24 protein-coding genes and 1 pseudogene are annotated in these 26,107 nt (G+C 63.2%); 8 read left to right on the top strand and 17 right to left on the bottom strand.

The window, feature by feature from the left end; genetic code table 11:
* Positions 1–140 precede the first annotated feature (140 nt).
* Positions 141–866 (top strand): acetoacetyl-CoA reductase, encoded by a 726-nt coding sequence (gene phbB, locus ASC80_RS17880; protein ID WP_056300048.1) that lies wholly within the window; start codon positions 141–143, stop codon positions 864–866.
* A 99-nt stretch (positions 867–965) separates the two neighbouring features.
* Positions 966–1,840, top strand: a pseudogene (yddG, locus tag ASC80_RS17875) (aromatic amino acid exporter YddG).
* A gap of 64 nt (positions 1,841–1,904) precedes the next feature.
* On the opposite strand, the gene ASC80_RS17870 reads toward yddG, so the two are convergent.
* Positions 1,905–2,336: a cupin domain-containing protein gene (locus ASC80_RS17870; RefSeq protein WP_056300045.1), complete on the bottom strand. Its 432-nt coding sequence runs from the start codon at positions 2,334–2,336 to the stop codon at positions 1,905–1,907.
* Positions 2,333–3,100, bottom strand: a complete 768-nt coding sequence (gloB, locus tag ASC80_RS17865) for a hydroxyacylglutathione hydrolase (RefSeq protein ID WP_056300042.1) — start codon at positions 3,098–3,100, stop codon at positions 2,333–2,335. The genes ASC80_RS17870 and gloB overlap by 4 nt, the downstream gene beginning before the upstream one ends.
* 147 nt (positions 3,101–3,247) lie before the next feature.
* Here gloB and ASC80_RS17860 point away from each other — a divergent pair, with 147 nt between their 5' ends.
* Positions 3,248–4,015, top strand: a complete 768-nt coding sequence (locus ASC80_RS17860; RefSeq protein WP_056300041.1) for a class I SAM-dependent methyltransferase — start codon at positions 3,248–3,250, stop codon at positions 4,013–4,015.
* 21 nt (positions 4,016–4,036) lie between these two features.
* On the opposite strand, the gene ASC80_RS17855 is transcribed toward ASC80_RS17860, so the two are convergent.
* The 6 genes from ASC80_RS17855 to ASC80_RS17830 form a co-directional block, all read right to left on the bottom strand.
* Positions 4,037–4,750 carry a DUF4167 domain-containing protein gene (locus ASC80_RS17855; protein ID WP_056300037.1) on the bottom strand — a complete coding sequence of 238 codons (714 nt, stop codon included), beginning with the start codon at positions 4,748–4,750 and terminating at the stop codon, positions 4,037–4,039.
* 482 nt (positions 4,751–5,232) lie between these two features.
* On the bottom strand, positions 5,233–6,120 hold the full coding sequence (gene prmC, locus ASC80_RS17850; protein WP_056300035.1) for a peptide chain release factor N(5)-glutamine methyltransferase: 888 nt from the start codon (positions 6,118–6,120) through the stop codon (positions 5,233–5,235).
* Positions 6,117–7,193 (bottom strand): peptide chain release factor 1, encoded by a 1,077-nt coding sequence (gene prfA / locus ASC80_RS17845; RefSeq protein WP_056300033.1) that lies wholly within the window; start codon positions 7,191–7,193, stop codon positions 6,117–6,119. The genes prmC and prfA overlap by 4 nt, the downstream gene beginning before the upstream one ends.
* A gap of 58 nt (positions 7,194–7,251) precedes the next feature.
* Positions 7,252–9,519, bottom strand: coding sequence for a phosphoenolpyruvate--protein phosphotransferase (gene ptsP, locus ASC80_RS17840; RefSeq protein WP_056300031.1), 2,268 nt, complete (start codon positions 9,517–9,519; stop codon positions 7,252–7,254).
* A gap of 278 nt (positions 9,520–9,797) precedes the next feature.
* Complete coding sequence (locus ASC80_RS17835) at positions 9,798–10,463, bottom strand: MarC family protein (RefSeq protein WP_056300029.1); 666 nt, start codon at positions 10,461–10,463, stop codon at positions 9,798–9,800.
* 26 nt (positions 10,464–10,489) lie between these two features.
* On the bottom strand, positions 10,490–11,743 hold the full coding sequence (locus ASC80_RS17830) for an aspartate kinase (RefSeq protein WP_056300027.1): 1,254 nt from the start codon (positions 11,741–11,743) through the stop codon (positions 10,490–10,492).
* A gap of 148 nt (positions 11,744–11,891) precedes the next feature.
* Here ASC80_RS17830 and ASC80_RS17825 point away from each other — a divergent pair, with 148 nt between their 5' ends.
* The 3 genes from ASC80_RS17825 to ASC80_RS17815 all read left to right on the top strand — a co-directional run bounded on the left by ASC80_RS17825 (position 11,892) and on the right by ASC80_RS17815 (position 14,138).
* Positions 11,892–12,359 (top strand): PH domain-containing protein, encoded by a 468-nt coding sequence (locus ASC80_RS17825; protein WP_056300025.1) that lies wholly within the window; start codon positions 11,892–11,894, stop codon positions 12,357–12,359.
* A gap of 30 nt (positions 12,360–12,389) precedes the next feature.
* Positions 12,390–13,139, top strand: a complete 750-nt coding sequence (gene ubiG / locus ASC80_RS17820; protein ID WP_056300022.1) for a bifunctional 2-polyprenyl-6-hydroxyphenol methylase/3-demethylubiquinol 3-O-methyltransferase UbiG — start codon at positions 12,390–12,392, stop codon at positions 13,137–13,139.
* 99 nt (positions 13,140–13,238) lie between these two features.
* Positions 13,239–14,138: an EamA family transporter gene (locus ASC80_RS17815; protein ID WP_056300019.1), complete on the top strand. Its 900-nt coding sequence runs from the start codon at positions 13,239–13,241 to the stop codon at positions 14,136–14,138.
* Here ASC80_RS17815 and ASC80_RS17810 read toward each other — a convergent pair.
* From ASC80_RS17810 to ASC80_RS17795, 4 genes are read right to left on the bottom strand one after another with little or no spacing between them, the layout of a single operon-like run.
* Entirely contained in the window at positions 14,135–14,602 is a 468-nt protein-coding gene (locus ASC80_RS17810; RefSeq protein ID WP_056300016.1) for a DUF1178 family protein, read from the bottom strand. The two genes, ASC80_RS17815 and ASC80_RS17810, sit on opposite strands and share 4 nt — an antisense overlap.
* Positions 14,599–15,489: a carbon-nitrogen hydrolase family protein gene (locus ASC80_RS17805; RefSeq protein ID WP_056300013.1), complete on the bottom strand. Its 891-nt coding sequence runs from the start codon at positions 15,487–15,489 to the stop codon at positions 14,599–14,601. Before ASC80_RS17805 ends, ASC80_RS17810 begins: the two co-directional genes overlap by 4 nt.
* Positions 15,486–15,761 (bottom strand): glutaredoxin 3, encoded by a 276-nt coding sequence (gene grxC / locus ASC80_RS17800; protein ID WP_056300010.1) that lies wholly within the window; start codon positions 15,759–15,761, stop codon positions 15,486–15,488. Before grxC ends, ASC80_RS17805 begins: the two co-directional genes overlap by 4 nt.
* Before the next feature lie 31 nt (positions 15,762–15,792).
* Positions 15,793–16,623, bottom strand: a complete 831-nt coding sequence (locus ASC80_RS17795; RefSeq protein ID WP_056300008.1) for a ComF family protein — start codon at positions 16,621–16,623, stop codon at positions 15,793–15,795.
* 86 nt (positions 16,624–16,709) lie between these two features.
* On the opposite strand from ASC80_RS17795, the gene ASC80_RS17790 reads away from it, so the two are divergent.
* Positions 16,710–17,561, top strand: coding sequence for a methyltransferase domain-containing protein (locus tag ASC80_RS17790; RefSeq protein ID WP_056300007.1), 852 nt, complete (start codon positions 16,710–16,712; stop codon positions 17,559–17,561).
* A gap of 82 nt (positions 17,562–17,643) precedes the next feature.
* Here the strand turns inward: ASC80_RS17790 and mutT are convergent, their stop codons facing one another.
* The 3 genes from mutT to ASC80_RS17775 form a co-directional block, all read right to left on the bottom strand.
* Positions 17,644–18,045, bottom strand: coding sequence for an 8-oxo-dGTP diphosphatase MutT (mutT, locus tag ASC80_RS17785; protein ID WP_056300004.1), 402 nt, complete (start codon positions 18,043–18,045; stop codon positions 17,644–17,646).
* Complete coding sequence (gene argJ, locus ASC80_RS17780; protein ID WP_056300001.1) at positions 18,045–19,286, bottom strand: bifunctional glutamate N-acetyltransferase/amino-acid acetyltransferase ArgJ; 1,242 nt, start codon at positions 19,284–19,286, stop codon at positions 18,045–18,047. The genes mutT and argJ overlap by 1 nt, the downstream gene beginning before the upstream one ends.
* Before the next feature lie 160 nt (positions 19,287–19,446).
* Complete coding sequence (locus ASC80_RS17775) at positions 19,447–20,370, bottom strand: peptidylprolyl isomerase (RefSeq protein WP_056299996.1); 924 nt, start codon at positions 20,368–20,370, stop codon at positions 19,447–19,449.
* A gap of 341 nt (positions 20,371–20,711) precedes the next feature.
* Between ASC80_RS17775 and secA the strand changes: the two genes are divergently transcribed.
* A complete protein-coding gene (secA, locus tag ASC80_RS17770) occupies positions 20,712–23,549 on the top strand; it encodes a preprotein translocase subunit SecA (RefSeq protein ID WP_056299993.1) in 2,838 nt (945 codons plus the stop codon).
* Positions 23,550–23,581: 32 nt separating this feature from the next.
* Here secA and ASC80_RS17765 read toward each other — a convergent pair whose 3' ends face one another.
* Both ASC80_RS17765 and ASC80_RS17760 read right to left on the bottom strand, forming a co-directional pair.
* Positions 23,582–24,703, bottom strand: a complete 1,122-nt coding sequence (locus ASC80_RS17765) for a hypothetical protein (protein ID WP_056299991.1) — start codon at positions 24,701–24,703, stop codon at positions 23,582–23,584.
* Positions 24,704–24,705: 2 nt separating this feature from the next.
* The gene (locus tag ASC80_RS17760; protein WP_056299988.1) at positions 24,706–26,073 is read right to left on the bottom strand and encodes an MBOAT family O-acyltransferase; all 1,368 of its coding nucleotides are present in this window, start codon (positions 26,071–26,073) and stop codon (positions 24,706–24,708) included.
* Positions 26,074–26,107: the final 34 nt, after the last annotated feature.

Here is a 26,107-nt window from a genome sequence, read left to right as displayed (position 1 = left end):
GGCAGACGCGTAACCGCAGCGCACTGCACAATACAAATACAGAATGCCCGGCAGCTTGCCGGGCATTTCTTCTTGCCGTCGGCAAATTTGCTCGAAATACTTCTCTTCCAAAACGATATTGTTTTGGAGGAGAATTTATCATGGCACGGGTGGCATTGGTTACGGGCGGCACGCGCGGCATCGGCGCGGCAATCAGCAAGGCTCTGAAAGCGGCAGGCTACAACGTCGCGGCGAGCTATGCGGGCAACGACGAAGCCGCTGCGAAGTTCAAGGCGGAGACCGGCATTCCGGTTTACAAATGGGATGTCGGCGCTTTCGACGCCTGTGTCGAGGGTGTCAAGAAGGTCGAGGCTGATCTCGGACCGATCGATGTCCTGGTCAACAATGCCGGCATCACCCGTGACGTACCGTTTCACAAGATGTCGCTCGATCAGTGGAATGCCGTGATGAATACCAATCTCGGTTCACTGTTCAACATGACGCGGCAGGTGATCGAAGGGATGCGCGCGCGCAAGTTCGGCCGGATTATCAACATTTCATCGATTAACGGTCAGAAGGGCCAGTTCGGCCAGGTGAATTATTCGGCGGCGAAAGCCGGCGACATCGGGTTCACCAAGGCGCTTGCGCTGGAGAATGCTCGCGGCGGCATCACCGTCAACGCGATCTGCCCCGGCTACATCAATACCGAGATGGTTCAGGCAGTGCCGAAGGACGTGCTGGAGAAAAACGTCATTCCGCTGATCCCAGTCAACCGGCTCGGCGAACCGGAAGAGATCGCGCGGGGCGTGGTCTTCCTTGCTGCGGATGATTCCGCGTTCATCACCGGTTCGACGCTGAGCATCAACGGCGGGCAATTCCTGCACTGATGCAGACGCTGCATGCCGGGTGTCCGACACGGCATGCGGTGCGCCTACATACGAGCGGCCGTTGACGGATGCGAGCAGGCTCGCCATGACGGTGTGATGATCGAATCGCGCGCCGCTACTCTCATCGGTCCGACCGCCATTCTGATGTGGTCGCTGCTTGCAGCCCTCACGGTCGCGACCGGTCGCGTTCCGGCCTTTCAGTTGCTGGCGATGACGTTCGCGATCGGCGCCTGCATTGGCCCGCTCATGTGGCTGTTTCGTCCCGGCGCGATGCGGGCACTGCGCCAGCCGACGCTGGTGTGGCTTGTCGGCGTCGGCGGGCTGTTCGGTTATCACGCCCTGTTTTTCATCGCGCTGCGTCTGGCGCCACCGGCCGAAGCCGGGGTGGTCAATTATCTCTGGCCGCTGCTGATCGTGCTGCTGTCGTCGTTGCTGCCGGGCGAGCGGCTGCTGCACATCATGTCATCGGCGCAGTGCTTGGCCTTGCCGGCACCGTGCTGCTGTTTGCCGGCAATAGTGGCGGACAGTTCGAACTTTCCCACATTCCGGGTTTCGTTGCCGCGTTCATCGCAGCCTTTGTCTGGGCCGGATACTCGGTGATGTCGCGCAAGCTTGCCGCGGTGCCGACCGATGCCGTCGCCGGCTTCTGTCTCGCCACCGCGGGACTCGCGGCGGCGATCCATCTTGCGGTGGAGCCGACGGTGTGGCCGGAAACGGCGCTGCAATGGAGTGCGATCGTCGCGCTTGGCATTGGTCCGGTGGGCCTTGCGTTCTATGCCTGGGACATCGGCATGAAGCGCGGCGACATCCGGGTGCTGGGCGCTGCGTCCTACGCGACGCCGCTGCTGTCTACGTTGTTCTTGATCGTGTGCGGATTCGCGCAACCGACCGCGACGCTGGCGCTCGCCGCGCTGCTGATCGCGAGCGGCGGCCTGATCGCTGCAAAAGACATGTTTGCCAAGCGTAGCCGCTGAGCGTCGATAGCGCTTTCAGGCGAAGCGGGTGCCGGTTCGCAACGAATTTCACGAAGCCTTAGCGCTATGGTGACCATCTCGGCGCAGCAAGCTCGAAGTGCGTGAACTCGAAGCCGGGCGCGACGGTGCAGCCCACCAGCGTCCAGTCGCCGGTCGTTTCCGCAGCCTGCCACGCATGGGCGGGCACGATGGCTTGCGGCTGTTGACCGGCAGCGAGATCGGGGCCGAGGCGCACCTCGCGCCGGCCGCTGTCGTCGGCGATCTGCAGCACCAGTGGATGCCCTGCGTAATAGTGCCAGATCTCGACGGCGTCGATGCGATGCCAGTGCGAGCGCTCGCCGCGCGCCAGCAGAAAATAGATCGTCGTCGAGGCGGCGCGGCCGTCGATGAGACGGGCGTCGCGAAATGTTTCGCGATAATGCCCGCCCTCGGGATGAGGCTTGAGATCGAGCTGTGCGATGACCTGCGCCGCGGTCAGAGACGGCGTGTCCGTCATCCCTTGTTCTTGCGCTCGCGCAATTCGCCGAACACGTCGGAGGGACTCTTGCCGGTCATGCCGAGCGCGGCGGCGACTGTCGGGACGTCGGCGCGCAGAAACACGTTGGCTTCCTTCTCGTCGCGGATCAGTGTCGGCACCGTCGGCTTGTTGGCAGCCCGCAATTGGGCGACTTCCTCGGCGCGGGCTTTCAGGGCCGGATTGTTGGGCTCGATTCCAAGGGCGAACTTGACGTTGGATGCCGTGTATTCGTGGCCGCAATAGACCCGTGTATTGTTCGGCAGGGCACGCAGTTTCAGCAGCGAGTCCCACATCATCGGATAGGTGCCCTCAAAGACGCGGCCGCAGCCGATCGAAAACAGCGTATCGGCGCAGAACAGCGCGTGTTCATGGTCGAACATGTAGCTGATGTGGTCGAGTGTATGGCCTGGTGTTTCCAGCACGCGCGCGGTGAGATTCCCGACCTTGACGGTGTCGCCTTCCTTGACGCGCTCGTCGACCTGATGAATCTCGGCCCCCTTGTCGTGAGGCGCAATCACCCGGCAATTGTACTTGGCCTTGAGTTCGGCAATGCCGCCGACGTGATCCTCGTGATGATGGGTGACGAGAATGTCGGTCAGCGTCCAGCCTTCGCGCTGCAACGCCTTGACGATCGGTCCGGCCTCGGGCGCGTCGATGGACGCCGTCGCCTTGGTCATGGGATCGTGGATCAGATAACCGAAGTTATCGGACAGGCATGGAAACAGTCGAATCTCGGCAGCCATGATATCTCCGATGTTGAGATGTACCTCGATGCTAGCACGGTGTCGCAATCGGGTGAAAGTCCGCGTTGACGCCGGATCTTAGCAATCGCGTCACGATGTTTGACGCCGCGGGCTGCGCTGGCGTCGCCGCCGTGGTAGCTTGCCGCGATGACAATCGATGTAATCGACCTTCGCAATTTCTATTCCCAGCGCATCGGCATCGTGGCGCGGCGCCTCATCAATCGCGGCATCCATGCGCGCTGGCCGCATGCCGAAGGCATGCGGGTTCTCGGCCTCGGCTATCCAACGCCATATCTCGGACTGTTCCGCGAGGATTCCGAACGCTGTATCGCGATGATGCCGGCGGCGCAGGGTGTGCTGAAATGGCCGACGGCACGGCCGACACTGGCGACGCTGGTCGATGAATTTTCGCTCCCGCTGCCCGATGCGGCGGTCGACCGCATCCTGCTGGTGCATGCGCTGGAGATGTCGGACGACCCGGAAGGATTGCTGCGCGAAGTCTGGCGGGTGCTGGCGCCGACCGGACGAATGATGGCGATCATCCCTAATCGCCGCGGCGTCTGGACGCGGACTGACAGCACGCCGTTCGGCCACGGCCGGCCTTATTCACGGCTACAGATTACGCAGTTGCTGCGGCAGACCTGGTTCACGCCGACGGCATGGGGGGAAGCCCTGTTTGTGCCGCCGCTTGCGAATGGCTGGTTTCTGCGTTCCGCGATGGCGTGGGAGCGAATCGGCGCGGCGCTGTCGATGCCGTTCGCCGGTGTGCACATCGTCGAGGCGTCGAAGCAGGTCTATCGCGCGATTCCCGCACATCGCGAGCGCACCCGCCTCATTCCTGCAATGCCCGTGCTGGTGCCGTCGACATCGCGGCGGGATCAGCCGCCGCGACACGTCATTCAGGACCGAAGCTGAAGCTGGATACGCCGATTGATCTTATTCGTTGCCTCGGTTGGCGTCGTCGCTGGCGGCTGGCTGGTCTTGCGTGCCTTGTGCGAACGAGCCTTCGGGGCGCGGACGACGGCGGCGGCGATGGCCGAAACGGCCGCCGCCTTCACCATTGCCGTTCGCCTCTGTGCTGCTGCCAGCAGGCTGCGGCTGCGCGCCGCCGGTGATGAACGAAGGCAACCGGTCAACGTTGTCGCCAGCCTGTGCCGGAGGCTGCTGCGAGCGGCTTTCGCGTTGCTCGCGAAGCTGTGGCTGCTGCTGTTCGCGGGGGTAGGGCTGGGCTTGGGGTTGAGGCTGGTGGGGCTGGGGCACAAAGCCCGGCTCGGCGCCGAAGTTCGAATAGCTTTCGCTGTCGTCGCCGCCTTCGTCTGAAATATCGCTTTCGGAGCGCAGCTGCGGCTGAGGCTGGCTCTGGCGAAACTGTTCCTGCGCGGCGGCAATCAGCCGGAAATAATGCTCGGCGTGCTGGTAGTAATTCTCGGCGGCAACGGGATCGCCGGAGCTGCGCGCATCGCGAGCGAGTTGAACGTATTTCTCTGCGACATGCGAGGCGGTGCCACGAATCTTGATGTCGGGTCCGTTGGATTCGTAAACCCGGGTCATCGGGTTCTGGCCACGCCTGTTATTGTTGTGGCCTCCGCCGCCGCCACTGGTATTGTTGTTGCGGCTACGCATGCGCTTGTTGTTCTGCCCGTTTCTCATATCGTGCCTTTGTACCAGTCCTGCATGGTGGTGGTCGCTTGAAGATCATTCCGCGCGATGCCGCGCGCTTGCGCGCAAGGCACAACGCCGTTCAACGTCGAATAAAGCTTGTCGTTCGCGTTCAGCAAAGACGCGTTCCCCGAGTGCCCATGGGACAACAACTGGTTCCCCGGGCTGATCAAATCAGCCTGTCTGCACAAGCGTGAGTTTTCATCGTTGAGTGTTCGAGTGCAAAATCAGGCTTTCGTTCGCTTTGCGGTTCCAAGCAGCGTGGCCTCAGCCGACGACACGCTCGAAAACATCCGCCTTTCAGGAACCTTTCACTCGGCGGGCGCCCCATCTCTGAGAATTGTCTCTGGAGAGGTCTGACTTTCGCCGTCGTCCGTGACGGTAGCCAATGGCCCTGAACCGATGTTGTGGCCGGAACCTAATCGCTCCGGAGCGATATTCCAAGAGGTTTTTTCGCTTGTCAGACCAGCTAGTCAGGCGGTTTTCCGGGCCGTGATGACCCTTTGAATGCCCCCCAGATCGGTCCTGGGCGGGCCGTGCAGCGTTAACCCCGCTGACATCAGAATCCGGGCGACATCGCCCGTCTGACCTTGTCCGATTTCGAGAACCAATGCCGCACCTCGGTCCAGCAAGGCGGCGGCTTGCGGTGCGATCACGCGATAGGCCTCAAGGCCATCGTCGCCGCCATCAAGGGCTAAATGGGGATCGTGGGCGCGAACATCAAGCGGCAGCCCCTCAATATCGCGCGACCGGATATAGGGCGGGTTCGAGATCATCAGATCGAACGGGCCGGTCAGCGCCGCTGCATAATCGCTTTCGACAAAGACTGCGCGATCGGCGAGGCCGAGGCGCTGCGCATTGCGCGTCGCGGTCTCGAGCGCCTCGCGGCTGATGTCGGTGCCAAGACCCGTCGCCTTCGGCAGCTCCGATAGCAGCGCGAGCAGGATTGCGCCGGTGCCGGTGCCGATATCGGCGATGCGAATTGGTTCGCCCGAAAGGCCGCTATCGCGCAGGATGTCGAGCGCGGTCTGGACCGCGGTTTCGGTATCGGGACGCGGGACCAGTGTCGCCGGCGACAATTCGAAAGACAGGCTCCAGAATTCCTTGTGGCCGAGAATGCGCGCCACCGGCTCGCCCGCCGCGCGGCGCGCGACCCATTCATCAATGCGCTGCGCCTGCTCCGCGGTCAGCGTCTGGTTGGCGGCGGTGATCAATCCGGTCAGATCGAGATCGAGCGCTGCGCCGAGCAGCAGCCGTGCATCCAGCTCGGGATTGTCGATGGCGTGCGTCTTGAATGTTGCTGCGAGCGCGCGCCGCGCCGCGTCGACGCTCACGCCGCCAAGCGCGGGGAGGGCGCTCACACGCCGCCCTGCGCCGCGAGTTGTGCGGCCTGATGTTCGGTGGTCAGCGCCTCGACCAGTTCGCCGAGCGCTTCGCCGGCGATCACCTGAGGCAGCTTGTAGAGCGTGAGGTTGATGCGGTGATCGGTCACGCGCCCTTGCGGAAAGTTGTAGGTCCGGATTCGTTCGGAACGATCGCCCGAGCCAACCTGACCGCGGCGATCCGCAGAGCGCTCGGCATCGATCCGCTGCTGTTCGGCGTCGTAGATGCGGGCGCGCAGGATGTTCATCGCGCTGGCGCGATTTTTATGCTGCGAACGGCTGTCCTGCATCATCACCACGATGCCGGTTGGAATGTGGGTGATCCGGATCGCCGACTCGGTCTTGTTGACGTGCTGGCCGCCGGCGCCCTGTGCGCGCATGGTTTCGATGCGAAGATCGGTATCCTTGATATCGACATCGACATCCTTGACTTCCGGCAGCACCGCGACGGTCGCCGCCGAGGTGTGAATGCGGCCGGAGGCTTCGGTATCCGGCACGCGCTGGACGCGGTGGACACCGGATTCGAATTTCAGTTTGGCGAACGCACCGCGCCCCTGCACGTCGGCGACGATTTCCTTGTAGCCGCCCATGGTGCCGTCGCTCGCCGAGACGACCTCGACCTTCCAGCCCTGCAACGCGGCGAAGCGCTCGTACATCCGGAACAGGTCGCCGGCGAATAGCGAGGCTTCATCGCCGCCGGTTCCGGCGCGGATTTCGAGCATCACGCTGCGCTCGTCCATCGCGTCCTTGGGCAACAGCGCGACACGAATCGTTTGCTCGAGCTCGGTGCGCCTGGCTTCCAGTTGGGGCCGCTCGCTTTCTGCCATCGCGCGCATGTCAGGTTCGGTGGCTGCGTCCGCGATCATGGCGTCGAGATCGGCGAGCTCCGTCACGACAGAGCGATAAGCCTTGACGGCGTCCACCACGGGCGTGAGTTCGCTCAGCTCGCGGGTGAGGCGGACATAGGTTTCCGAATTGACCTGGCCGAGCAGTTCGGCTTCGAGCGCGGCGTGTCGGGCCAGCAGAACATCGAGTTTGGCTTCAGGAAGCATCGGAAGTCTCAGGCATCAAACAGAAAGGGAAGACGTGCGGTTGTCGCGAGAAGCCTCGCTACAACGGCAGCCCCTCGGCCTCGGCGAACTCGATCAGCTTCTTGCGGATCGAGACGCTGCTGGTCGGCGCATCGAGCAGCGGCGCAATCATCGCCGCCGCTTTTTTGGCGTCGAGGTCGAGAATCAGTGCTTTGACCGGGCCGTGCGCGGTAGCCGACAGCGACAGCGAGCGATAACCGAGCGCGATCAATGCGAGCGCGCCAAGCGGTTGCGACGCCATCTCGCCGCACAGCGATGCCGATTTTCCTGCCGCCTTCGCCTTGCAAACGATATCGCGCAGTGCGCGCAGGATCGGCGCCGACAGCGTGTCGAAACGGTCGGTCACGCGGGCGTTGCCGCGATCGACGGCGAACAGGAACTGGAACAGATCGTTGGAGCCGACGGAGACGAAATCGACCCGCTCCAGCAATTCGTCGAGCTGATAGAGCAGGGCCGGGACCTCGACCATGGTGCCGACGTCGACACGCTCGGGGAGGGTGTGGCCGTGCTGGCGCAGATAGGTCAGTTCGCGTTCGATGATGGCCTTTGCCTGATCGAACTCATCGACCTGCGAGATCATCGGGAACATGATGCGCAGCGAGCGGCCGCTGGCGGCCCGCAGCAGTGCGCGAATCTGGCCACGCAGCAGCCCCGGACGGTCAAGGCCGAGCCGGATCGCGCGCCAGCCGAGCGCGGGATTTTCCTCGACCACCGTGTCCATGTAAGGCAGCGCCTTGTCGCCGCCGATGTCGAGGGTGCGGAAGGTGACCGGCTTGATGCCGGCCGCATCGAGTACGGTGCGGTAGAGCGCAAGCTGTTCGCTGGTGCGCGGCAGGCTCGGGCTCACCATGAATTGGAGTTCGGTCCGGAACAGTCCGATGCCGGACGAGCCGGTGTCTTCGATATGCGGCAGGTCGATGACGAGGCCGGCGTTGATCATCAGCTCGACAGGCTGGCCGTCCTTGGTGACGCAGGGCTTGTCGCGCAGCTCGCGATACTGCTCCTGCCGCCGCGCGCGGAAGCGCACGCGTTCGGCATATGCCGACTGAATTTCCTGCGACGGCCGGACGTAGATCGAGCCCGACGTGCCGTCGACGATGATCGCGTCGCCGGACTCGGCGATACCTGCTGCGTTCGGAACCTCGCCGATGGCGGCGATGCCGAGCGCCCGCGCCACGATCGAGACATGGGAATTGGCGGTGCCTTCCTCGAGCACGAGGCCGCGCAGCCGCTTGCGGTCGTAATCGAGCAGCGCTGCCGGGCCCATCGAACGCGCGATCAGGATGGCGTTGTCGGGCAGATGTTCGCGTGACGGCGCGTGATCGCGCCCGACCAGTTGGCGCATCAGCCGGTGACCGAGGTCTTCAAGATCGTGCAGCCGATCGCGCAGATAGGGGTCGGTGGAGCGCAGCATCCGCGCACGGGTGTCGGATTGGACGCGCTCCACCGCGGCTTCCGCGGTGAGGCCGGTGGCGACGGCCTCAAGAAGCTTGTGCTGCCAGCCCTGGTCGTTGGCGAACATCCGATAGGCTTCCAGCACGTCGCGATGCTCGCCGCCATCGGCGACGTCACCGCGCTCCAGCATGCGGTCGAGATCCGCCCGCAACTGGATGATCGCCGTTTCGAGCCGCTTCACCTCTTTCGGCACGTCCTCGGCGATGTAGTTGGTGATGACGACGCGCGGCTCGTGCAGCACGACGTGGCCGAGCGCAATGCCGTCCGCCAGGATCGAGCCGGTCTTGTGCAGGGAGTGCCGGGCTGCGGGTTCGGCGCCGGGTTTCGCCAGCGCCGACAGCTCGCCCGAGGCGATCATTTCCGCCACCACCATGGCGGTGGTCTGCAGGGCCTCGACTTCCTCCTCGACATAGGTGCGGTGGGCGCGATTTTGCACCACGAGCACGCCGAGCGTGTTGCCGGCGCGCAGGATCGGCACGCCGAGGAAGGAGTGGTAGATTTCTTCGCCGGTTTCCGGGCGATACGAATACGCCGGATGGGTTTGCGCGTTGGACAGGTTGAGCGGCGTCGCTTCGCTGGCGACGAGGCCGACGAGGCCTTCATGCGCGCTCAGCACGGTCTGGTGGACGGCGTCGCGGTTCAGACCTTCGGTGGCGTAGAGCTCGAGGGTGTTGTCGACGCGCAGCACGTAGGTCGAGCAGACCTCCGCCACCATGTTGGCGGCGATCAGCACCACAATCTTGTCGAGCCGGTCTTGCGCGCTGACCTTCTCGGCCATCACCTCGCGGAGCCGTCTCAACAGGACGCGGGGGCCTCCCAGCGCGCTCCGCATGTTGTTGTCACCCTCGCTTGCAAGTCCGGCGCGGCGCGTGAATCGGCGCGTCGGGGTAACTCATTATCAAAAAACGGTTTTTAGCGCTTGTCTGGCGCCGCTCACCGTTACGGGCATTGTCTGTTGCGTCGCAGTATCCGGCACGCGCCTCAGTTGCCCCTGAATGAGGCTATAGCGAATTGAAGCTCATGTTGCCAAGCAAAACACCTGCCATTTCCGGGCGGTCATCCCACCGAAAAAGCCGTGACAGAGTAGCGCAGTGCCAGGCGAACCCGGCGTCAATGCGTCGCCGGGATCAGGGACATATAGCCGTTCCAGATGATCTGGATGCCGATACAGAACAGGATGAAGGCGGACAGCCGCATCACCACGCGGGATCCGCGGTCGCCGAGCCCGGCCACGATGCTCCCGGCGTAGCGGTAGCAGACGTAGACCGTCGCTGCGATCGCGGCGAGGCCCGCGATGGCGCCGCCGCCGAACATCGCCAGCTGGGACAGATCGACTGCCGAGGACGGCCGCTGGCTGCCGAGCGTGACCGCCACCGAGATCGAGCCCGGGCCGACCGTGAGCGGCATCGTCAGCGGATAGAATGCATCGACCGATGCGCCCGGGGTGTTGTCCGCGGCGCTGCGCCGGTCGTCGGGCTCCTCGCCGGCATGCAGCAACTTCCAGCCGAACGCCGCCACCACGAGGCCGCCGGCGATGCGGACGATCGGCAGTGTGATGCCGAAAAAGACCAGGACGTGAGAGCCGATCAGCAGCGAACCGAGCAGCAGCATGAAACTGTTCACGGCAACGCCGCGTGCCAGCGTCTCCCGCGCCGGCTGGCTGACGAACTGGGTCAGGCGCAGGAACAGCGCGGCGCTGCCGACCGGATTGACGATGGGAAACAGGGCCGCATAGACCAGCAGGAAGGCATTGGCGACATTTGCGATGTTGTTCAATGCCGTCCCCGTGTGTGGTTGTTCGTCTAGGCTTGGTCGAGCCCGTATAGTGTGTGCAGCGTTCGCACCGCGAGTTCGGTATAAGCGGCGTCGATCAGAAGCGAGAACTTGATCTCCGAGGTCGTGATCGCCCGGATGTTGATGTTGCGTTCCGACAGGGCCTTGAATGCCTGCGCCGCAACACCGGCATGGCTGCGCATGCCGATGCCGATCACCGACACCTTGGCGACATCGGTCGCACTGTCCATCGTCTTGTAGCCGATCTTGTCACGGGCCTTTTCGATGGTGTCCCTGGCGCGGTTGTAGTCCGATGCCGGAACGGTGAAGGTGAGATCGGTCGTCTTGCCGTCAGGCGAGATGTTCTGAACGATCATGTCGACGTTGATGCTGGCGTCTGCCAGCGGTCCGAAGATCGCGGCGGCAACGCCCGGCTTGTCCTCGATGTGCCGGACGGAAATCTGGGCCTCGTCCTTGGAGAAGGCGATGCCGGTGACGACTTGGCTTTCCACGATTTCCTCCTCGCTGCAGATCAGCGTTCCCGGCGGCGTGCCGTGTGGATCGATATCTTCTGGCTTTTCGAAGCTGGAGCGGACGAACACGCGCACGTTATGCACCATGCCGAGTTCGACCGAGCGCACTTGCAGGACCTTGGCGCCCTGCGAGGCGAGTTCCAGCATTTCCTCGAACGCAACCTTGTCCAGCCGCTTGGCCTTCGGCACCACGCGGGGATCGGTGGTGTAGACGCCATCGACGTCGGTGTAGATGTCGCAGCGGTCGGCATGGATCGCGGCGGCGATCGCAACCGCTGAGGTATCCGAACCGCCGCGGCCCAGCGTGGTGATCCGGCCGGTCGCCTCATGGATGCCCTGGAAGCCGGCGACGACGGCGACTTCCTTGCGCTCCTTGAAACGCTTGATCAGTTCCGCCCCGTCGATTCCGAGAATCCGGGCCGAGGCATGGGCATCGCTGGTCTGGATCGGAATCTGCCAGCCCTGCCATGAGCGGGCCTGGACGCCGAGCGACTGCAAGGCGATCGCCAGCAGGCCGGACGTGATCTGCTCGCCCGAGGCGACCACGGCGTCGTATTCCCGCGCGTCATGCATGGGCGACGCCGCCGATGCCCAGGCGACCAGTTCATTGGTCTTGCCCGACATGGCGGAAACCACCACGGCAACGTCATGCCCGGCATCGACCTCGCGCTTCACATGACGCGCGACGTTGTGGATGCGTTCGATATTGGCGACCGAAGTGCCGCCGAATTTCATCACGAGGCGGCCCATGGAGCAGCACTATCCCGTTTGAGTTCGCAGGTGGGCAGGCGGTTCCGTGCAAAACGGCAGCCCCCTCCCCGAAAAGGCGGCTATACATAGCCAGACGGTTGCGGGCAAGCAATTCAGTTCCACGCCCGGATCGGGGAGGATTGAGGTTTTGGGGCGTTATATCGACGAAGTTCTTCAGCCCGGCGAGCGGGTCCGCTACTCGACCACGATTCACGGGATTATCTATGTTCCCGGCGTGGTGTGTTTGGCTCTGGCCGTTGCGGCGTTCGTCGCGTCGCGCTCTTTCCAGGGCGATGGCCTGACCTTGCTGCTGCTGGGCGGGAGTGCCGTGCTCGCTGCGATCGGCGCTATTCTGGTCCTGCGGGCGTGGTTCTGGCGCTGGACCGTCGAAACCGACGTGACCACCATGCGAGTTGTTCACAAGGAAGGATTTATCAAGCGACGAACCTTTGAAATGAATCTGGATAAAGTGGAAAGTGTCGATGTGGACCAAAGCATCGCCGGTCGCATTTTCGGATGGGGCGATGTTACGATCCGCGGCGTTGGTGAGGGCGAGGAACGCATCAGAATGATCGGCTCGCCGCTCGAATTCCGGAACCACATCACGGCGCACTGACAACGCCTCATTGAAACGAACAAGAAAAAGATGAACACCGAGACCAACACAGTGCCGTCCACGGTCGATCCCGCCGAAGTTGCGCGGTTTTCCCAGCTGTCCGAACAGTGGTGGGATCCCAAGGGCAAAATGGCGCCCCTGCACAAGATCAACCCGCTGCGGCTGACTTACATTCGCGATGTCGCCTGCCGGAAGTTCGACCGCAATCCCAAAAGCCTGAACTGCCTCTACGGGTTGCGCATTCTCGACATCGGCTGCGGCGCCGGCCTGCTCTGCGAGCCGCTGACCCGGCTTGGCGCCGAGGTCGTCGGCGTCGATCCGTCGGAAACCAATATCGCCGTGGCGCGGATGCATGCGGAGAAATCGCAGCTCACCATCGACTATCGCTGCACCACGATCGAGGAGATGAACCCGCGCGAACGGTTTGACATCGTGCTGGCGATGGAAGTGGTCGAGCATGTCACCAATGTCGGCGCGTTTCTCGATCAGTGCGCGGCTTTGAAAAAGCCGTCGGGCCTGATGGTGGTGTCGACGCTGAACCGGACCTGGAAGAGCTTCGCGCTGGCCATCGTCGGCGCCGAATATGTGCTGCGCTGGCTGCCGCGCGGCACCCACCAATGGGACAAGTTCGTCACGCCCGATGAACTGACGCACCATCTGGCGCGCAACAGCCTGGCGATCTCGGATCAGGCCGGCGTGGTCTACAGCCCGCTCGGCGACCGCTGGAGCCTGTCGTCCGACATGGATGTGAACTACATGGTCGTGGCGGAATCGATTTAGGACCGCGCAGGCCTGACATGAAGGCTTGCCCGTTGACGCGGGGGCAATCGCCGTGGCTTGTGCAGTGAGGCCGTTGTTTCCCCTCGCTGCAAGTTTCCCATGACCTACGTCGTCTGGCTCTGGATTCCCTTCACCATCGTGGCTGCGCTCGGGCAGGTTGCGCGCAATGCGATGCAGCGTCAGCTGACCGGCCCGCTCGGCACATGGGGCGCGACCAACATCCGCTTCCTGTTCGGGTTTCCGTTTTCGCTGGTGTTTTTCGCCATCGTGATCGCGGTCATCGGCGATCGCGTGCCGTGGCCGGGCGTTGCGTTTTGGCCATGGCTGCTGCTCGGTGCGCTGTCGCAGATCGTCGCCACCGGGCTGATGCTGGCGGCGATGAACGACCGCTCGTTCGTGGTGACGACGGCTTATCTCAAGACCGAAGCGATCCAGACCGCGGTCTTCGGTTTCGTCTTTCTCGGCGACCGGCTGACGGCGATGAAGGTGATCGCGATCCTGATCGCGACGGTCGGCGTTGTCGTCACCGCGGTACGGCCCGGCGGCACCAAGGGATTCGGCAGCCTGAAGCCGACCATGCTCGGCCTTGTCGCCGCGGCATTCTTTGCGCTGTCGGCGGTCGGGTTTCGCGGCGCGATTCTGGTGGTGCCCGGCGTATCGTTTGTTACGGCGGCGTCCTACACGCTGGTGTTTGGGCTGTTCGTGCAGACCCTGATCCTGACGGTCTATCTGCTGGTGCGCGCGCCCGACGTGCTGAAAGCGATCTTCGGTTTGTGGAAGCCGTCGATGTTCGCCGGCTTCATGGGCTCGTTCGCGTCGCTGTTCTGGTTTCTGGCCTTCGCGCTGACCGCGGCCGCCAATGTGCGCACGCTTGCGCTGGTCGAGGTGCTGTTCGCCCAGGCGGTGGCGTACTATGCGATGAAGCAGCCGCTGTCGCTGCGCGAAATCGGCGGCATTGCCTTGATCCTGATTGGCGTCGGACTGCTGGTGGCGGGCTAGTTGCGATCTTCCGGCAAAATCGGAAGCGGCAACACCTCGACGCCTTCCTCGATCAGCGAGCGCGCCTCGTCGGGAGACGCTTCGCCATAGATCGCGCGATGCTCGATGTCGCCGTAGTGCATCTTGCGTGCTTCTTCGGGAAATTTCTGGCCGACATTGTCGGCGTTCTTGGTCACGTGGTCGCGCAACTCCCGCAGCTTGGAGAGAAGCTCGCGCTCCTGCGGCGCCATCACCAGTTGGGCGGGCTCGGGCGTCTGCGTTGCTGGCGCCGCATCAGGCTCAACGGTCTTGCCGCGGCCTTTGCGGGTGATTTGCGGAGCCATGATGGCCTTTTCGACCTTGGCGGAATCGCACACCGGGCAGGTGACGAGCTTGCGCTTGCGCTGGCTTTCGTAGACGGCGGAACTTTGAAACCAGCTTTCGAACGCATGGCCGCGGTCACAACGTAGCGCGTAGCGGATCATGCCGATCCCCGCACCAGATGCAGGTGGTCCGGCCCCGCCTTCGGGTCGCTGACGCTGAAGCGCCGGCCATGCTGCAACGACGGAATGTTCTTGCGGACTTTCGCCACCTGTGCCGGATCGATCCTGGCCAGCACGACGCCGGGTTCATCGTTGCCCGAGTCGGCAATCACGGTGCCCCACGGATCGACGATCAGCGAATGGCCGTAAGTCTCGCGCTTGTTTTCGTGCGTGCCGCCCTGCGCCGCGGCGAAGACGTAGCAGCCGTTCTCGATGGCGCGGGCGCGCAGCAGCGTGTGCCAGTGTGCTTCGCCGGTCTTGCGCGTAAAGGCGGACGGTACGGAGAGAAATGATGCACCGGCCTCCGCCAGCGCGCGATAAAGCGCGGGGAAGCGCACGTCGTAACAGATGGTCAGGCCGAGGCGGCCCCACGGCAGGTCGGCGATCTCGGCGGTGTCGCCGGGCTGATAGTTCGCGGATTCGTGGTAGCTCTCGCCGTTGCCGAGATCGATGTCGAACATGTGGATCTTGTCGTAGCGAGCCACGATCTCGCCTGCCGGTCCGATCAGGAACGAACGGTTGGCGGCGCGCTCAGGCGTTGCCCGCAGCGCAAGCGATCCAACGTGCAGATGAACCTTCAGTTCGCTCGCAAGGTCACGATAGGCCTTGAGCGATGCGTCGTCGTCCTCCGACGCCAGCAGTTCGAACAGGCCCTTGCGGTTCACCTGCATCATGTTGCTGACTTCGGGCGTCTGGATGTAGTCGGCACCCTTGTCCCTGGCTTCGCGGATCAGTTGCGTCGCCTGCGCAAGCGAATCCTGCGGCAGCAGGGTGCTGCGCATCTGGATCATCGCTGCGGTGAACGGTGCGCCGCTGTTGATCTCGCTCATGTGGTTTCCTTTTCACCTGCGAGCAGGGCGTCGAGTTTGCCGGCGCGGTCGAGCGCATAGAGGTCGTCGCAGCCGCCGACATGCGCGCCGTCGATGAAAATCTGCGGGAAGGTAGCGCCGCCGTTGGCGCGCTCGATCATCTTGCCGCGCAGCGATGGATCGGTGCTGACGTCGAACTCGGTGAAGGCCGCGTTCTTGCGTGCAAGGAGCGACTTGGCCGCGCTGCAATAGCCGCAGCCGGGCCGCGTGTAGATTTCGATGACGGCGGTCATGTGAATCCCGGAAAAATCGTTTCGTTGCCGATTATATGGGAGTTTTGAAGGGGTCCACAACCCGCGCAAAGACCAGCACATCCACCGATGCAGCTCCGGCCCGCAGCAGTGCGCGGGCGCAGGTATCGGATGTCGCACCGGAGGTCAGGACATCGTCGATCAGGACGAGTCGGCGGCCCTTGACGGTTGCCTTTTTTTCCGTGGCGACCTTGAATGCGCCCTGCACGTTGCGCGCGCGCTCGGACCGGGACAATCCGATCTGTTGTTGGGTCTGGCGGATGCGCCGCAACGCATCGGTCCACACCGGAACGCCGGAGTTGAGTGCAATGGCACGGGCCAGCGCTCCGGACTGGTTGTAACGGCGGCTCCAGCTTCGTTTCCAGTGCAACGGAACCGGAATCAGGGCGTCGGCACCGGTCAACAGCTCGTGACCGGCCCGCGCCATCCAGCGCCCCATGGTCGGAGCGAGATCGGTGCGGTCCTGATATTTCAGTGCATGGACCAGTGCACGGGCGACGTCGTCATAACGCACTGCGGCGCGGGCCCGCTGGTAGGCCGGTGGACTGGCGATGGCTTCCATCGACAGCAGTCCGGGTCCGGGATCGTAAACGAAGGGGATGCCGAGCCGCGCACAATAGGGTGGGGCGATGAATGACAGTTGCGACCAGCATGCCGCGCAGACGCCTTCACCGGACACCGGCTCACGGCACGAGACGCGCAGCGTCGGCAAAGCGATGTCGAGTGCAGTCCGCACTGTGGCCGTCAAACCGGAGTGGCAAGCCGCCCAAGCGGCACCAAGCCTGCCTTTCCATGCAAGCCTGCTCCCCGATGAACGCGATGACGCCCCGGCCCCGGTGTCCATCCGTTAAGGCTAGCGCTGACGATCTTGCCGCTCAAGCGGCTGCATGGCGGATTGCCAGAGCGGCGGAGGTCGGCGTAACAACGGCTATGGCTACCCCTTCGAACGACACCACGCCGCGCCTGTTCGACCGCGCTCTGTTACGCGCGCGGCAGGATCGCGCGCGTCGCGCCGGCGCCGAGCCGTTCCTGCTCGAGCGCGTTTCAGCCGACCTTGCAGAGCGCCTGCAAGCCGTGACGCGGCAATTCTCTCACGGTGCCGATCTCGGGACGCCCGGCGATCAGGTGCGCCGTGCGCTGGCCGGGCAAACCGAGCTGAAGAACATCGCGTTACCGGACGGCGACGATGACGCGCTGCCGCTGGCGGCCAGCTCGGTCGATCTTGTCGTGTCGGCGCTGGCTCTGCACACTGTCAATGACCTGCCCGGCGTGCTGGCGCAAATTCGCCGCGCCCTGAAACCGGACGGGCTTTTTCTGGCCGCAATGACCGGTGGCGATACGTTGACAGAATTGCGGCAGGCGTTCGCGGCTGCCGAAACCGAGGTCGAGGGTGGAATTTCTCCGCGCGTCGCGCCGTTCGCCGATTTGCGTGACGCCGGAGCGCTGTTGCAGCGCGCCGGGTTCGCGTTGCCGGTGACCGATGTCGACCGGATCGTGGTGCGTTACGACAACGCGTTCGCGCTGATGCAGGATTTGCGGCGGATGGGTGCGACCAACGTGCTGGTCGAGCGCCGCCGCGTGCCGCTGCGGCGTGCGACGTTGCTGCGCATGGCGGCGATCTACAGCGAGCGCTTCGCGGATGCCGATGGTCGCATCCGCGCCACCTTCGATATCGTCTGGATGTCGGGCTGGGCGCCGCATGAGAGCCAACAGAAGCCGCTCAAGCCTGGCTCTGCGAAGATGAGTTTGGAAGAAGCGGTGAAGGGGCGAAGGGCGGAATAGCGCCGACGTTTCTTTTGTCATGCCCGGGTCAGGCCCGGCCATGACAACTCAAGTGTGATGACTGCTTTCGTTTCCAGAAAGCCTACAGCAGCAAATCCGTCAGGTGCGCGATCAGCGGAATGTCCGCCGGTGGCATCGGATAATCGCGCAGCTTGTTGGCGCGGACCCAGGCGAGCTTCTGGCCTTCGCGCGCAGCGACATCGCCCTGCCAGCGGCGGCAGATGTAGAGCGGCATCAGCAGATGGAAGTCGTCATAGGCGTGGCTGGCGAACGTCAGCGGTGCAAGGCACGCTTCCTGCGTGATGATGCCGAGTTCTTCTTGCAGTTCGCGGATCAGCGCCGGTTCCGGGCGCTCACCGGGCTCCAGCTTGCCGCCGGGAAATTCCCACAGGCCCGCGAGCGTCTTGCCCTGGGGGCGCTGCGCGATCAGGACGCGGTTGTCCGCATCGATCAGCGCGCAGGCGACGACGAGGGTGAGTTTCATCACGAGCGGTAGTCGCCGTTGATCGCGACGTATTCCTTGGTGAGGTCGCAGGTCAGCACGCGGTCGCGGCCCTTGCCAAGGCCGAGGCCGACCTTGATCTGGATCTTGGGCTGCTTCATCAGCGCCGAGACTTCCGCCTCGTCGTAGGACGGATCGCGCGCGCCCTTGTGGGCGACGCGGACGCCGTTGAAGGAGATCGCAAGTTTGTCGCGGTTCGCGGGTTCGCCCGCCTTGCCGACCGCCATGACGACGCGGCCCCAATTGGCGTCCTCGCCCGCGATCGCGGTCTTCACCAGCGGCGAGTTGGCGATCGACATCGCGATTCTGCGCGCCGAGGCTTTCGAGGTTGCGCCGTCGACGATGATCTCGACCAGCTTGCGTGCGCCTTCGCCATCACGCGCGACCTGTTCGGCGAGATCGGCGAGCACGGCGTCGAAGGCCTTCTTGAAGGCCTTCAGCCGGGGATCGCCAGAGCGGCTGATTTTCGGCGCGCCCTTTGCGGCCGCAGTGCCGGTCGCGAAGGCCAGCAGCGTATCCGAGGTCGAGGTGTCGCCGTCGATGGTCACCGCGTTGAACGTGTCCTCGACGCCGCTCTTGAGCAACCCCTGTAATGCAGCGGCAGACAGCGGCGCGTCGGTGAAAATGAAAGCGAGCATCGTCGCCATGTCCGGCGCGATCATTCCGGCGCCCTTGGCCATGCCGTTGATCGTCACCTTGGTCTTGCCGAGTTTCACCGTGGCGGTCGCGACCTTCGGAAAGGTGTCGGTGGTCATGATGGCGCGTGCGGCGGCGTCCCAGTGGCCGGGCGTGGCCGCATCGGCGAGATCATCGAGCACACCGTTGAATTTGGTGGCGTCGAGCGGTTCGCCGATCACGCCGGTCGAGGCGAGAAAAATCTTGTTTGGCGTGGTGGCAGCGGCCTTGGCGGCGATCGTCGCTGTCAGCGTCGTCGCCTGCTTGCCGGTCTTGCCGGTGAAGGCGTTGGCGTTGCCGGAATTCACCACCAGCGCGCGCGCTTCACCACCCTTGAGCTTGTCGCGGCACCAGTCCACCGCGGCGCTCGGGCATTTCGATTTAGTGAAGACGCCCGCGACCGTGGTGCCCTTGTCGAACAGCGCCAGCAGCACGTCGGTGCGGCCCTTGTAGCGGATGCCGGCGGCAGCCGTTGCCAGCCGCACGCCGTCGATCGGCGGCAGGTCGGGGACGTTGGTCGGGGCGAGGGGGGAAACGGCAGTGGACATGAATAGCGCCTTGTCTCGGTCAATCAAAAGTCGTCATGGCCGGGCTCGTCCCGGCCATCCACGCCTTTTACTTTCGGAGAGATGAAGGCCTTAAGACGTGGATGCCCGGCACAAGGCCGGGCATGACGTCAAACTAATCAGTTCTGCTGGCGAAGTCGATTTACTTCTTCGCGGGAGCCGGAGCGGCCTTGGTATCCGGCTTGGCGTCCGGCTTCGCATCGGTCTTGGCCGGCTCGTCCTTCTTGTCGAGGCGCTCGATCTTGGCCTCGGCCCGCAGCTTGGCGACATAATCGGCCTGTGCCTTGCGGGTGACAAAGCTCTCGATCTGCGGCTTGACCTGCACGAACTCCGGCGGCTTGCGCGGGCGCTTTTCCTCAACCTTGATAACGTGCCAGCCGAACTGCGACTTCACCGGCGCCGAGATCTTGCCCGGTTCCAGAGCGAACGCGGCAGCGGAGAATTCCGGCACCATCTGGTCCTTGGTGAAGAAGCCGAGATCGCCGCCATCGGAGGCGCCGGGGTCCTTCGACTCCTTCTTGGCCAGTTCGGCGAAATCGGCGCCCTTCTTCAACTGCTCTTCGATTTTCTTGGCTTCTTCCTCGGTCGGCACGAGAATGTGACGGGCGTGGACTTCTTCCTGGCCGGAAATCTGCTTGGCGGCGTCGTCATAGACCTTCTTCATCGCCTCGTCGGTGACGCCGGCCTTGCCCTGCTGTTCGAGGAGATCGTCCATCAGCAGCCGGTTGCGAGTGAACGCCAGCTTCTGCTTGAACTCCGGCTTGTCGCCGATTTTCTTGTCTTCGGCCGCCTTCGAGACGATTTTCATGTCGATCAGAAAGGCGATGATGTTTTCGTGCCGCGTCGCCGGATCCATTTGCTGGAGGCTGGGGGCGAGTTCGGTCTCGGCCATGGTCACGTCGCTCTGCCGGATCTCAGCGCCGTTAACCTTGGCGACAACCGGATTCGCGTCCTGCGCGAAAACGGGCTGGGCCGCCATCAGGACGATCGCGAGGCACCCGGTCGCGACGGTCGAGAACAGGCTAAAACGCACGGCAGCGGTCGTGCGGGTCGGAGAGGCGATCATGGATAATCCTTTTCTGTGAAATCGCTGGTGCGAGGTCGCGGGACACTCGCCCAATCGCCTGCCGATGGCAACGCGAAAACCAGTCAAAATCATGAAATCGCTGTCAGGTTAGCGCGTTGACAAGGCCTGGAGCCGCCCATATCTGTCTCCGCAGCCGGGCTTTGGTGGCCGGGACGCGCTTGTTGCCGCGCCCTTGCCTTGAACCTCGGGCCTCGTTTCCTTCACCCATCCAAGGGACTGTCTCCGCGAGGATTTTTGCTGCGGATGGGGTTTTTCCGGATGGGTCGATTCCGCGGCTGCAAGGCCCAACTGCAAGACCAACTGCAAGACAGGAATTTCCGATGATCGGCGCGCTCGCCCGCAAGCTTTTCGGTTCCGCCAACGACCGACGGGTCAAAGGTTATCAATCGCGCGTCAATGCCATCAACGCCCTCGAGCCGGAAATCGCCGCGCTGTCGGATGAGGCGCTGAAGGCGCGTACCGCCGAATTCCGCCAGCAGATCGCTGACGGCAAGACTCTCGACGATCTTCTCGTCCCGGCTTTCGCGACCGTGCGCGAGGCCGCCAAGCGCACGCTCGGCCAGCGCCATTTCGATGTGCAGCTGATCGGCGGCATGGTGCTGCACGAAGGCGACATCGCCGAGATGAAAACCGGCGAAGGCAAGACGCTGGTCGCGACCCTCGCGGTGTATCTCAATGCGCTCGCCGGCAAGGGCGTGCATGTCGTCACCGTCAACGACTACCTCGCCCGGCGCGACGCCGGCTGGATGGGCGAGATCTATTCCTTCCTCGGTATGACCACGGGCGTCATTGTTCACGGTCTCGACGATGCCGAGCGCCAGGCGGCGTACGGCTGCGACATCACTTACGGCACCAATAACGAATACGGTTTCGATTATCTGCGCGACAACATGAAGTACCGCCTCGAGGACATGGTCCAGCGCGGTCACTCCTTCGCCATCGTCGACGAAGTCGACTCGATCCTGATCGACGAAGCGCGGACGCCGTTGATCATCTCCGGTCCGCTCGACGACCGTTCGGAGTTCTACAACACCATCGACACCTTCATGCCGAACCTCGAGAAGGTCACGGACTTCGAGGTCGACGAGAAGCAGCGCACGGTAACGCTCACCGAAGCCGGCATGGAGAAGATCGAAACGCTGCTGCGCGACGCCGGCCAGCTCAAGGGCGACTCGCTCTACGACGTCGAGAACGTCTCCGTCGTGCATCACATCAATCAGGCGCTGCGTGCCCATTCGCTGTTTACGCGCGACAAGGACTACATCGTGCGCGACGACGAGGTCATCATCATCGATGAATTCTCCGGCCGCATGATGCCGGGCCGGCGCTATTCGGAAGGCCTGCATCAGGCGCTGGAGGCCAAGGAGCACCAGACGGTGCAGCCGGAAAACCAGACGCTGGCCTCGATCACCTTCCAGAACTATTTCCGCATGTACGACAAGCTCGCCGGCATGACCGGTACGGCGGCGACCGAAGCGGACGAATTGTTCGACATCTACAAGCTCGAAGTCATCGAGGTGCCGACCAACGTGCCGGTGGCGCGTCTCGACGAGGACGACGAGGTCTATCGCACGGCCGAGGAAAAATACGCCGCGATCCTCGGCGAGATCGAACGCGCCAATGGCAGGATGCAGCCGGTTCTGGTCGGCACCGCGTCGATCGAGAAATCGGAACTGCTGGCCGAGTATCTGAAGAAGCACGGTTACAAGCAGATCGATTTCGCCAATCCGAAGTCGATGGAAAAGCTGTATGACGCGGCGCGCTCCGGCAAACCGTCGAAGCTGTTCGCGGTGCTGAACGCGCGCTTCCACGAGCAGGAAGCCTACATCGTCGCCGAGGCCGGCGTGCCGGGCGCGATCACGATCGCGACCAACATGGCCGGTCGCGGCACCGACATCAAACTCGGCGGCTCGCTCGAAATGCGCGCGGCCGCGGCCACCGCCGGCATCGAGGACGAGGCCGAGAAGCAGCGCATCACCGACGGGATCAAGGCCGATATCGTGCGCTTCCGCGAAGCGGTGCTGAAGGCCGAGGAGACCATCGAGATCGAGCCCGCGAAGGGCAGCAAACCTGCGAAGACCGTCACCAAGCCCGGCGGTCTCTACATCATGGGTTCCGAGCGCCATGAATCCCGCCGCATCGACAACCAGCTGCGCGGCCGCGCCGGCCGTCAGGGCGATCCCGGCCGCACCAAGTTCTTCCTGTCGCTGGAAGACGACCTGATGCGCATTTTCGGGTCCGACCGGCTCGACACCATGCTGCAGCGCCTCGGCCTCAAGGAAGGCGAGGCGATCATCCATCCGTGGATCAACAAGGCGCTGGAGAAGGCGCAGCAGAAGGTCGAGGCACGCAACTTCGACATCCGCAAGAATTTGCTCAAGTTTGACGACGTGCAGAACGACCAGCGCAAGGTGATCTTCGATCAGCGTATCGACCTGATGCGGGATCAGAACGTCGCCGAAACTGTCGCCGACATGCGTCACGCGCTGGTCGACGATCTGGTCACCAAGCACATCCCGGAACATGTCTACGCCGAGCAATGGGACACGGCCGGCCTGAAGGAAGAACTCAAGCGCGTGCTCGATCTCGACCTGCCGGTCGATGAATGGGCCAAGGAAGAGGGCATTGCCGACGAGGAATTGCTCGCCCGTATCGAGCAGCGTGTCGATGAGCACATGGCGGCGAAGTCGGCGCAGTGGGGCCCCGACGTCATGCGCTACGTCGAGAAGTCGATCCTGCTCCAGACCCTCGACCACCTGTGGCGCGAACATCTGATCATGCTCGATCATTTGCGGCAGGTGATCGGCCTGCGCGGCTACGGCCAGCGCGATCCGTTGCAGGAATACAAGTCCGAGGCTTTCGCCCTGTTCGAGGGACTGATCGCGCATCTGCGCGAGGCAGTCACCGCCCAGCTTGTTCGCGTCGAAATCGTGCCGCCGGAGGACGAGCAGCCTGAATTGCCGCAGATGGAAGCGCACAAGCTGAACCCGAACACCGGCGAGGACGAGATGGCCTTCGCCGGCGCGTCGCTGGTTCCGGTGTCGGCCGCGGATCGCGATCCCTCCAACCCCGCGACCTGGGGCAAGGTCGGCCGCAACGAGGATTGCCCGTGCGGCTCAGGCAAGAAGTTCAAGCACTGTCACGGCCGCTACGCCTGACCTCATCAGCATCGGAACATCGAAACCGCCGGTCAATGACCGGCGGTTTTTTGTTGGCGCTGGAGAATTTTGTAGGTGCCGTCCGTCGAAGGACGGCCATCGATGACGGCCTCGGCGAGTTCCTGCGAAATCCGCTGCGCCACCGGCACGCGGTAGTGAAGAGGATCCCAGTAGTTGCTGTCGTTTGTGGTCAGCACGGATGGAATCCGCCAGTCGATGACGGTGGCATCGTGACGCCGCGCGATCCCGACGATCGCATCCTTGCACATGGCTTCGACGGCGGCAGTCATGCTGCCGGCAAGGGGCTGTCCGGCGGCATGGACCGGCATGAAGGCAACCACTTTGGTGGCGGACGGCGCGGCGGCGAACAGCTCTTCGAGCCACATCAGGGCGGGAAACCTGGCGGCAGCGCGCTGCTTTTCGGACAACGTGTACGGTTTGGTTGTCGCTGGATCAGGCAGGGTGCGCGGCGGTCCGCCCCAGATATGGGTTTGCGCTCTCGCCAGATCGTAGCTCGCCTCCGGCGGCACGAAAACCTGATAGCCGTCGTAGCGGCTTCGCTCGCGCAGGAGGCCGAGGTGATAGCCAGCAAGGCGGCCGGCAATTTCGATGGCGCGAGAGTTCATCAGATACTGCAGATCGTTCCACCGGTTGTCGTCATAGAGAAAGTCGGGGAAACCACGAAAGGTGATGCGATCCTCGTCCGCGCGCTTGTCGCACCACACGGCATCGACCCCGACGATCATGACCTTGGGCGGGCCGGATTTGCGTATGAAGTATTGCGCAATTTGCGTTTGCTCCCACGCCGTTGCTGAATCCATCGCGAGATTCACAAAGCGTGAGGCGAGTCCCGCACTTAAAATCTGCGGATCGATCAACCGCGATGTCGATGTGCCGACGATAAATGAGTCGAAGCGTTTGCTGCGGGCGACCTGAGGATACATGTAGCGCTGATTGACGCTCATCAGCGGCCGCTCGATGGGGAGCGAGAACGGAACGTCGTGATACGGATCCATCAAGAGCACGAAAGCGTAAAGCGCGATGGCGCCGCCGCCAAAAACGGTCAGGAACGTCAGCGAAAAGCGCGCCCATGAGACCTGGCGGTTGTCTCCGCTAAGGATCGAACGTGCACGCTTGAGAAGGTCGATGTTCATGTTCAGAACTGGAAATAAATGAAATTCACCGCCGCACCGGTCCCGGCCTCGAGACACCCGAATAGAGCCAGCACTGCGCACACCGTAGCCATGACGGGATCCGGTTTCAGGTTGTGAATGATCGTGTGAGCGGACGGAATCAGGACGGACGCTGCTGCCGCGGATGCAAGCAACTGCGGTTTTGCAAGCGCGCCATGGAAGCCGTTGCCGCCCGTCAGCGCGATGAGCATGCCGTGCGCTTCGCCGAATGTCGCCGCGCGGAAAATCACCCACCCGACAATGACGAACACCATGGTGATGACCCATCCCGCCACGGCGGGCAGCGGCCGGCCCAGTTGCTGCCAGCCGCGGCAGACGATCAGGCCGACACCGTGCCAGAGACCCCACACCACATAAGTCCATCCCGCGCCGTGCCACAGGCCGCAGATACCCATGCTGGCAAGCGTCGCGACGACATAGCGCGGAGTGCCGTGACGGCTGCCGCCGAGCGGAATGTAGAGATAGTCGCGGATGAAACGCGACAGCGAGATGTGCCAGCGTTGCCAGAAATCCCTCAGATTGGCGGCGAGATAGGGTCTGTTGAAATTTTCCGGCAGGATCAGGCCGAAGAGTAGCGCGGTCCCGATCGCCATTTCGGTGTAGGCCGAGAAATCGAGAAAGAGCTGAAAGGAAAATGCCAGTGCGGCTGTCCCGGCTTCGCCGAAGCTGATGGCGTGCGAGGTGGCCTTGGCGAACAACGGATCGGCGACTTTCGCGAGCGGATCGGCCAGCAGGAGTTTTTTCACCAGCCCGACGGTGAAAACGATCAGCCCCGCGCCGATGCGATGCCACAAGCCGTCGCGCAAGGGATTTTCCGCAAACTGCGGGACCAGTTCGTTGTGCCTCACGATCGGCCCGGCGATCAGGTGCGGGAACAGCAACACGAACAGTGCGAACGGACGATACGGATAGATCGGCGCATCGTTGCGCATCCGGTCGACCAGATAGGAAATCAGCTGGAACGAAAAGAAGCTGATGCCGATCGGCAGCACGATGTGCGCGCGAGGCAGCGTAATGCCTGTCATCGTTTCGGCCGAGCCGATCAGGAAGTCGAGATATTTGAACGTGCCGATCGAGAGCAGGTTGAGAACGACGCCCCCGATCAGGAGCCAGCGCTTGCCGGTGCGCTCGTGAGCCTTGGCGAGCAGCCATGTCAGCGTGATCTGGCCCACCAGCAGAGGGATAAACCGCGCATCCCACCAGCCGTAGAAAACCAGCGACGCGCCGACCAGAACCCCTTGCCGGATAACCAGCCTGTCCGCGCACAGATAGTAAAGCGCGAGCGTGGCCGGCAAAAACACCAGAATAAAAATCTGCGACTGAAAAAGCATGGTCTCTCGTCAGGCCACGAGAGATCAGTAACGC

The organism is Afipia sp. Root123D2, from assembly GCF_001425835.1.
Taxonomy (GTDB): Bacteria; Pseudomonadota; Alphaproteobacteria; order Rhizobiales; family Xanthobacteraceae; genus Afipia.
Note: the sequence above shows the minus strand (reverse complement) of the source record. Positions and strands in the feature narration are given on the sequence as shown.

What these genes read in the sequence shown, in the direction of transcription:
- ASC80_RS17765 (WP_056299991.1), bottom strand. Translation starts at nt 24,703, where the DNA reads ATGAACATCGACCTTCTCAAGCGTGCACGTTCGATCCTTAGCGGAGAC.
- ASC80_RS17815 (WP_056300019.1), top strand. Translation starts at nt 13,239, where the DNA reads ATGACCTACGTCGTCTGGCTCTGGATTCCCTTCACCATCGTGGCTGCG.
- mutT (WP_056300004.1), bottom strand. Translation starts at nt 18,045, where the DNA reads ATGAAACTCACCCTCGTCGTCGCCTGCGCGCTGATCGATGCGGACAAC.
- ASC80_RS17810 (WP_056300016.1), bottom strand. Translation starts at nt 14,602, where the DNA reads ATGATCCGCTACGCGCTACGTTGTGACCGCGGCCATGCGTTCGAAAGC.
- ASC80_RS17805 (WP_056300013.1), bottom strand. Translation starts at nt 15,489, where the DNA reads ATGAGCGAGATCAACAGCGGCGCACCGTTCACCGCAGCGATGATCCAG.
- argJ (WP_056300001.1), bottom strand. Translation starts at nt 19,286, where the DNA reads ATGTCCACTGCCGTTTCCCCCCTCGCCCCGACCAACGTCCCCGACCTG.
- ASC80_RS17870 (WP_056300045.1), bottom strand. Translation starts at nt 2,336, where the DNA reads ATGACGGACACGCCGTCTCTGACCGCGGCGCAGGTCATCGCACAGCTC.
- ubiG (WP_056300022.1), top strand. Translation starts at nt 12,390, where the DNA reads ATGAACACCGAGACCAACACAGTGCCGTCCACGGTCGATCCCGCCGAA.
- ASC80_RS17855 (WP_056300037.1), bottom strand. Translation starts at nt 4,750, where the DNA reads ATGAGAAACGGGCAGAACAACAAGCGCATGCGTAGCCGCAACAACAAT.
- ptsP (WP_056300031.1), bottom strand. Translation starts at nt 9,519, where the DNA reads ATGCGGAGCGCGCTGGGAGGCCCCCGCGTCCTGTTGAGACGGCTCCGC.
- phbB (WP_056300048.1), top strand. Translation starts at nt 141, where the DNA reads ATGGCACGGGTGGCATTGGTTACGGGCGGCACGCGCGGCATCGGCGCG.
- ASC80_RS17795 (WP_056300008.1), bottom strand. Translation starts at nt 16,623, where the DNA reads ATGGACACCGGGGCCGGGGCGTCATCGCGTTCATCGGGGAGCAGGCTT.
- ASC80_RS17775 (WP_056299996.1), bottom strand. Translation starts at nt 20,370, where the DNA reads ATGATCGCCTCTCCGACCCGCACGACCGCTGCCGTGCGTTTTAGCCTG.
- ASC80_RS17860 (WP_056300041.1), top strand. Translation starts at nt 3,248, where the DNA reads ATGACAATCGATGTAATCGACCTTCGCAATTTCTATTCCCAGCGCATC.
- secA (WP_056299993.1), top strand. Translation starts at nt 20,712, where the DNA reads ATGATCGGCGCGCTCGCCCGCAAGCTTTTCGGTTCCGCCAACGACCGA.
- ASC80_RS17790 (WP_056300007.1), top strand. Translation starts at nt 16,710, where the DNA reads ATGGCTACCCCTTCGAACGACACCACGCCGCGCCTGTTCGACCGCGCT.
- ASC80_RS17830 (WP_056300027.1), bottom strand. Translation starts at nt 11,743, where the DNA reads ATGGGCCGCCTCGTGATGAAATTCGGCGGCACTTCGGTCGCCAATATC.
- gloB (WP_056300042.1), bottom strand. Translation starts at nt 3,100, where the DNA reads ATGGCTGCCGAGATTCGACTGTTTCCATGCCTGTCCGATAACTTCGGT.
- grxC (WP_056300010.1), bottom strand. Translation starts at nt 15,761, where the DNA reads ATGACCGCCGTCATCGAAATCTACACGCGGCCCGGCTGCGGCTATTGC.
- prfA (WP_056300033.1), bottom strand. Translation starts at nt 7,193, where the DNA reads ATGCTTCCTGAAGCCAAACTCGATGTTCTGCTGGCCCGACACGCCGCG.
- ASC80_RS17760 (WP_056299988.1), bottom strand. Translation starts at nt 26,073, where the DNA reads ATGCTTTTTCAGTCGCAGATTTTTATTCTGGTGTTTTTGCCGGCCACG.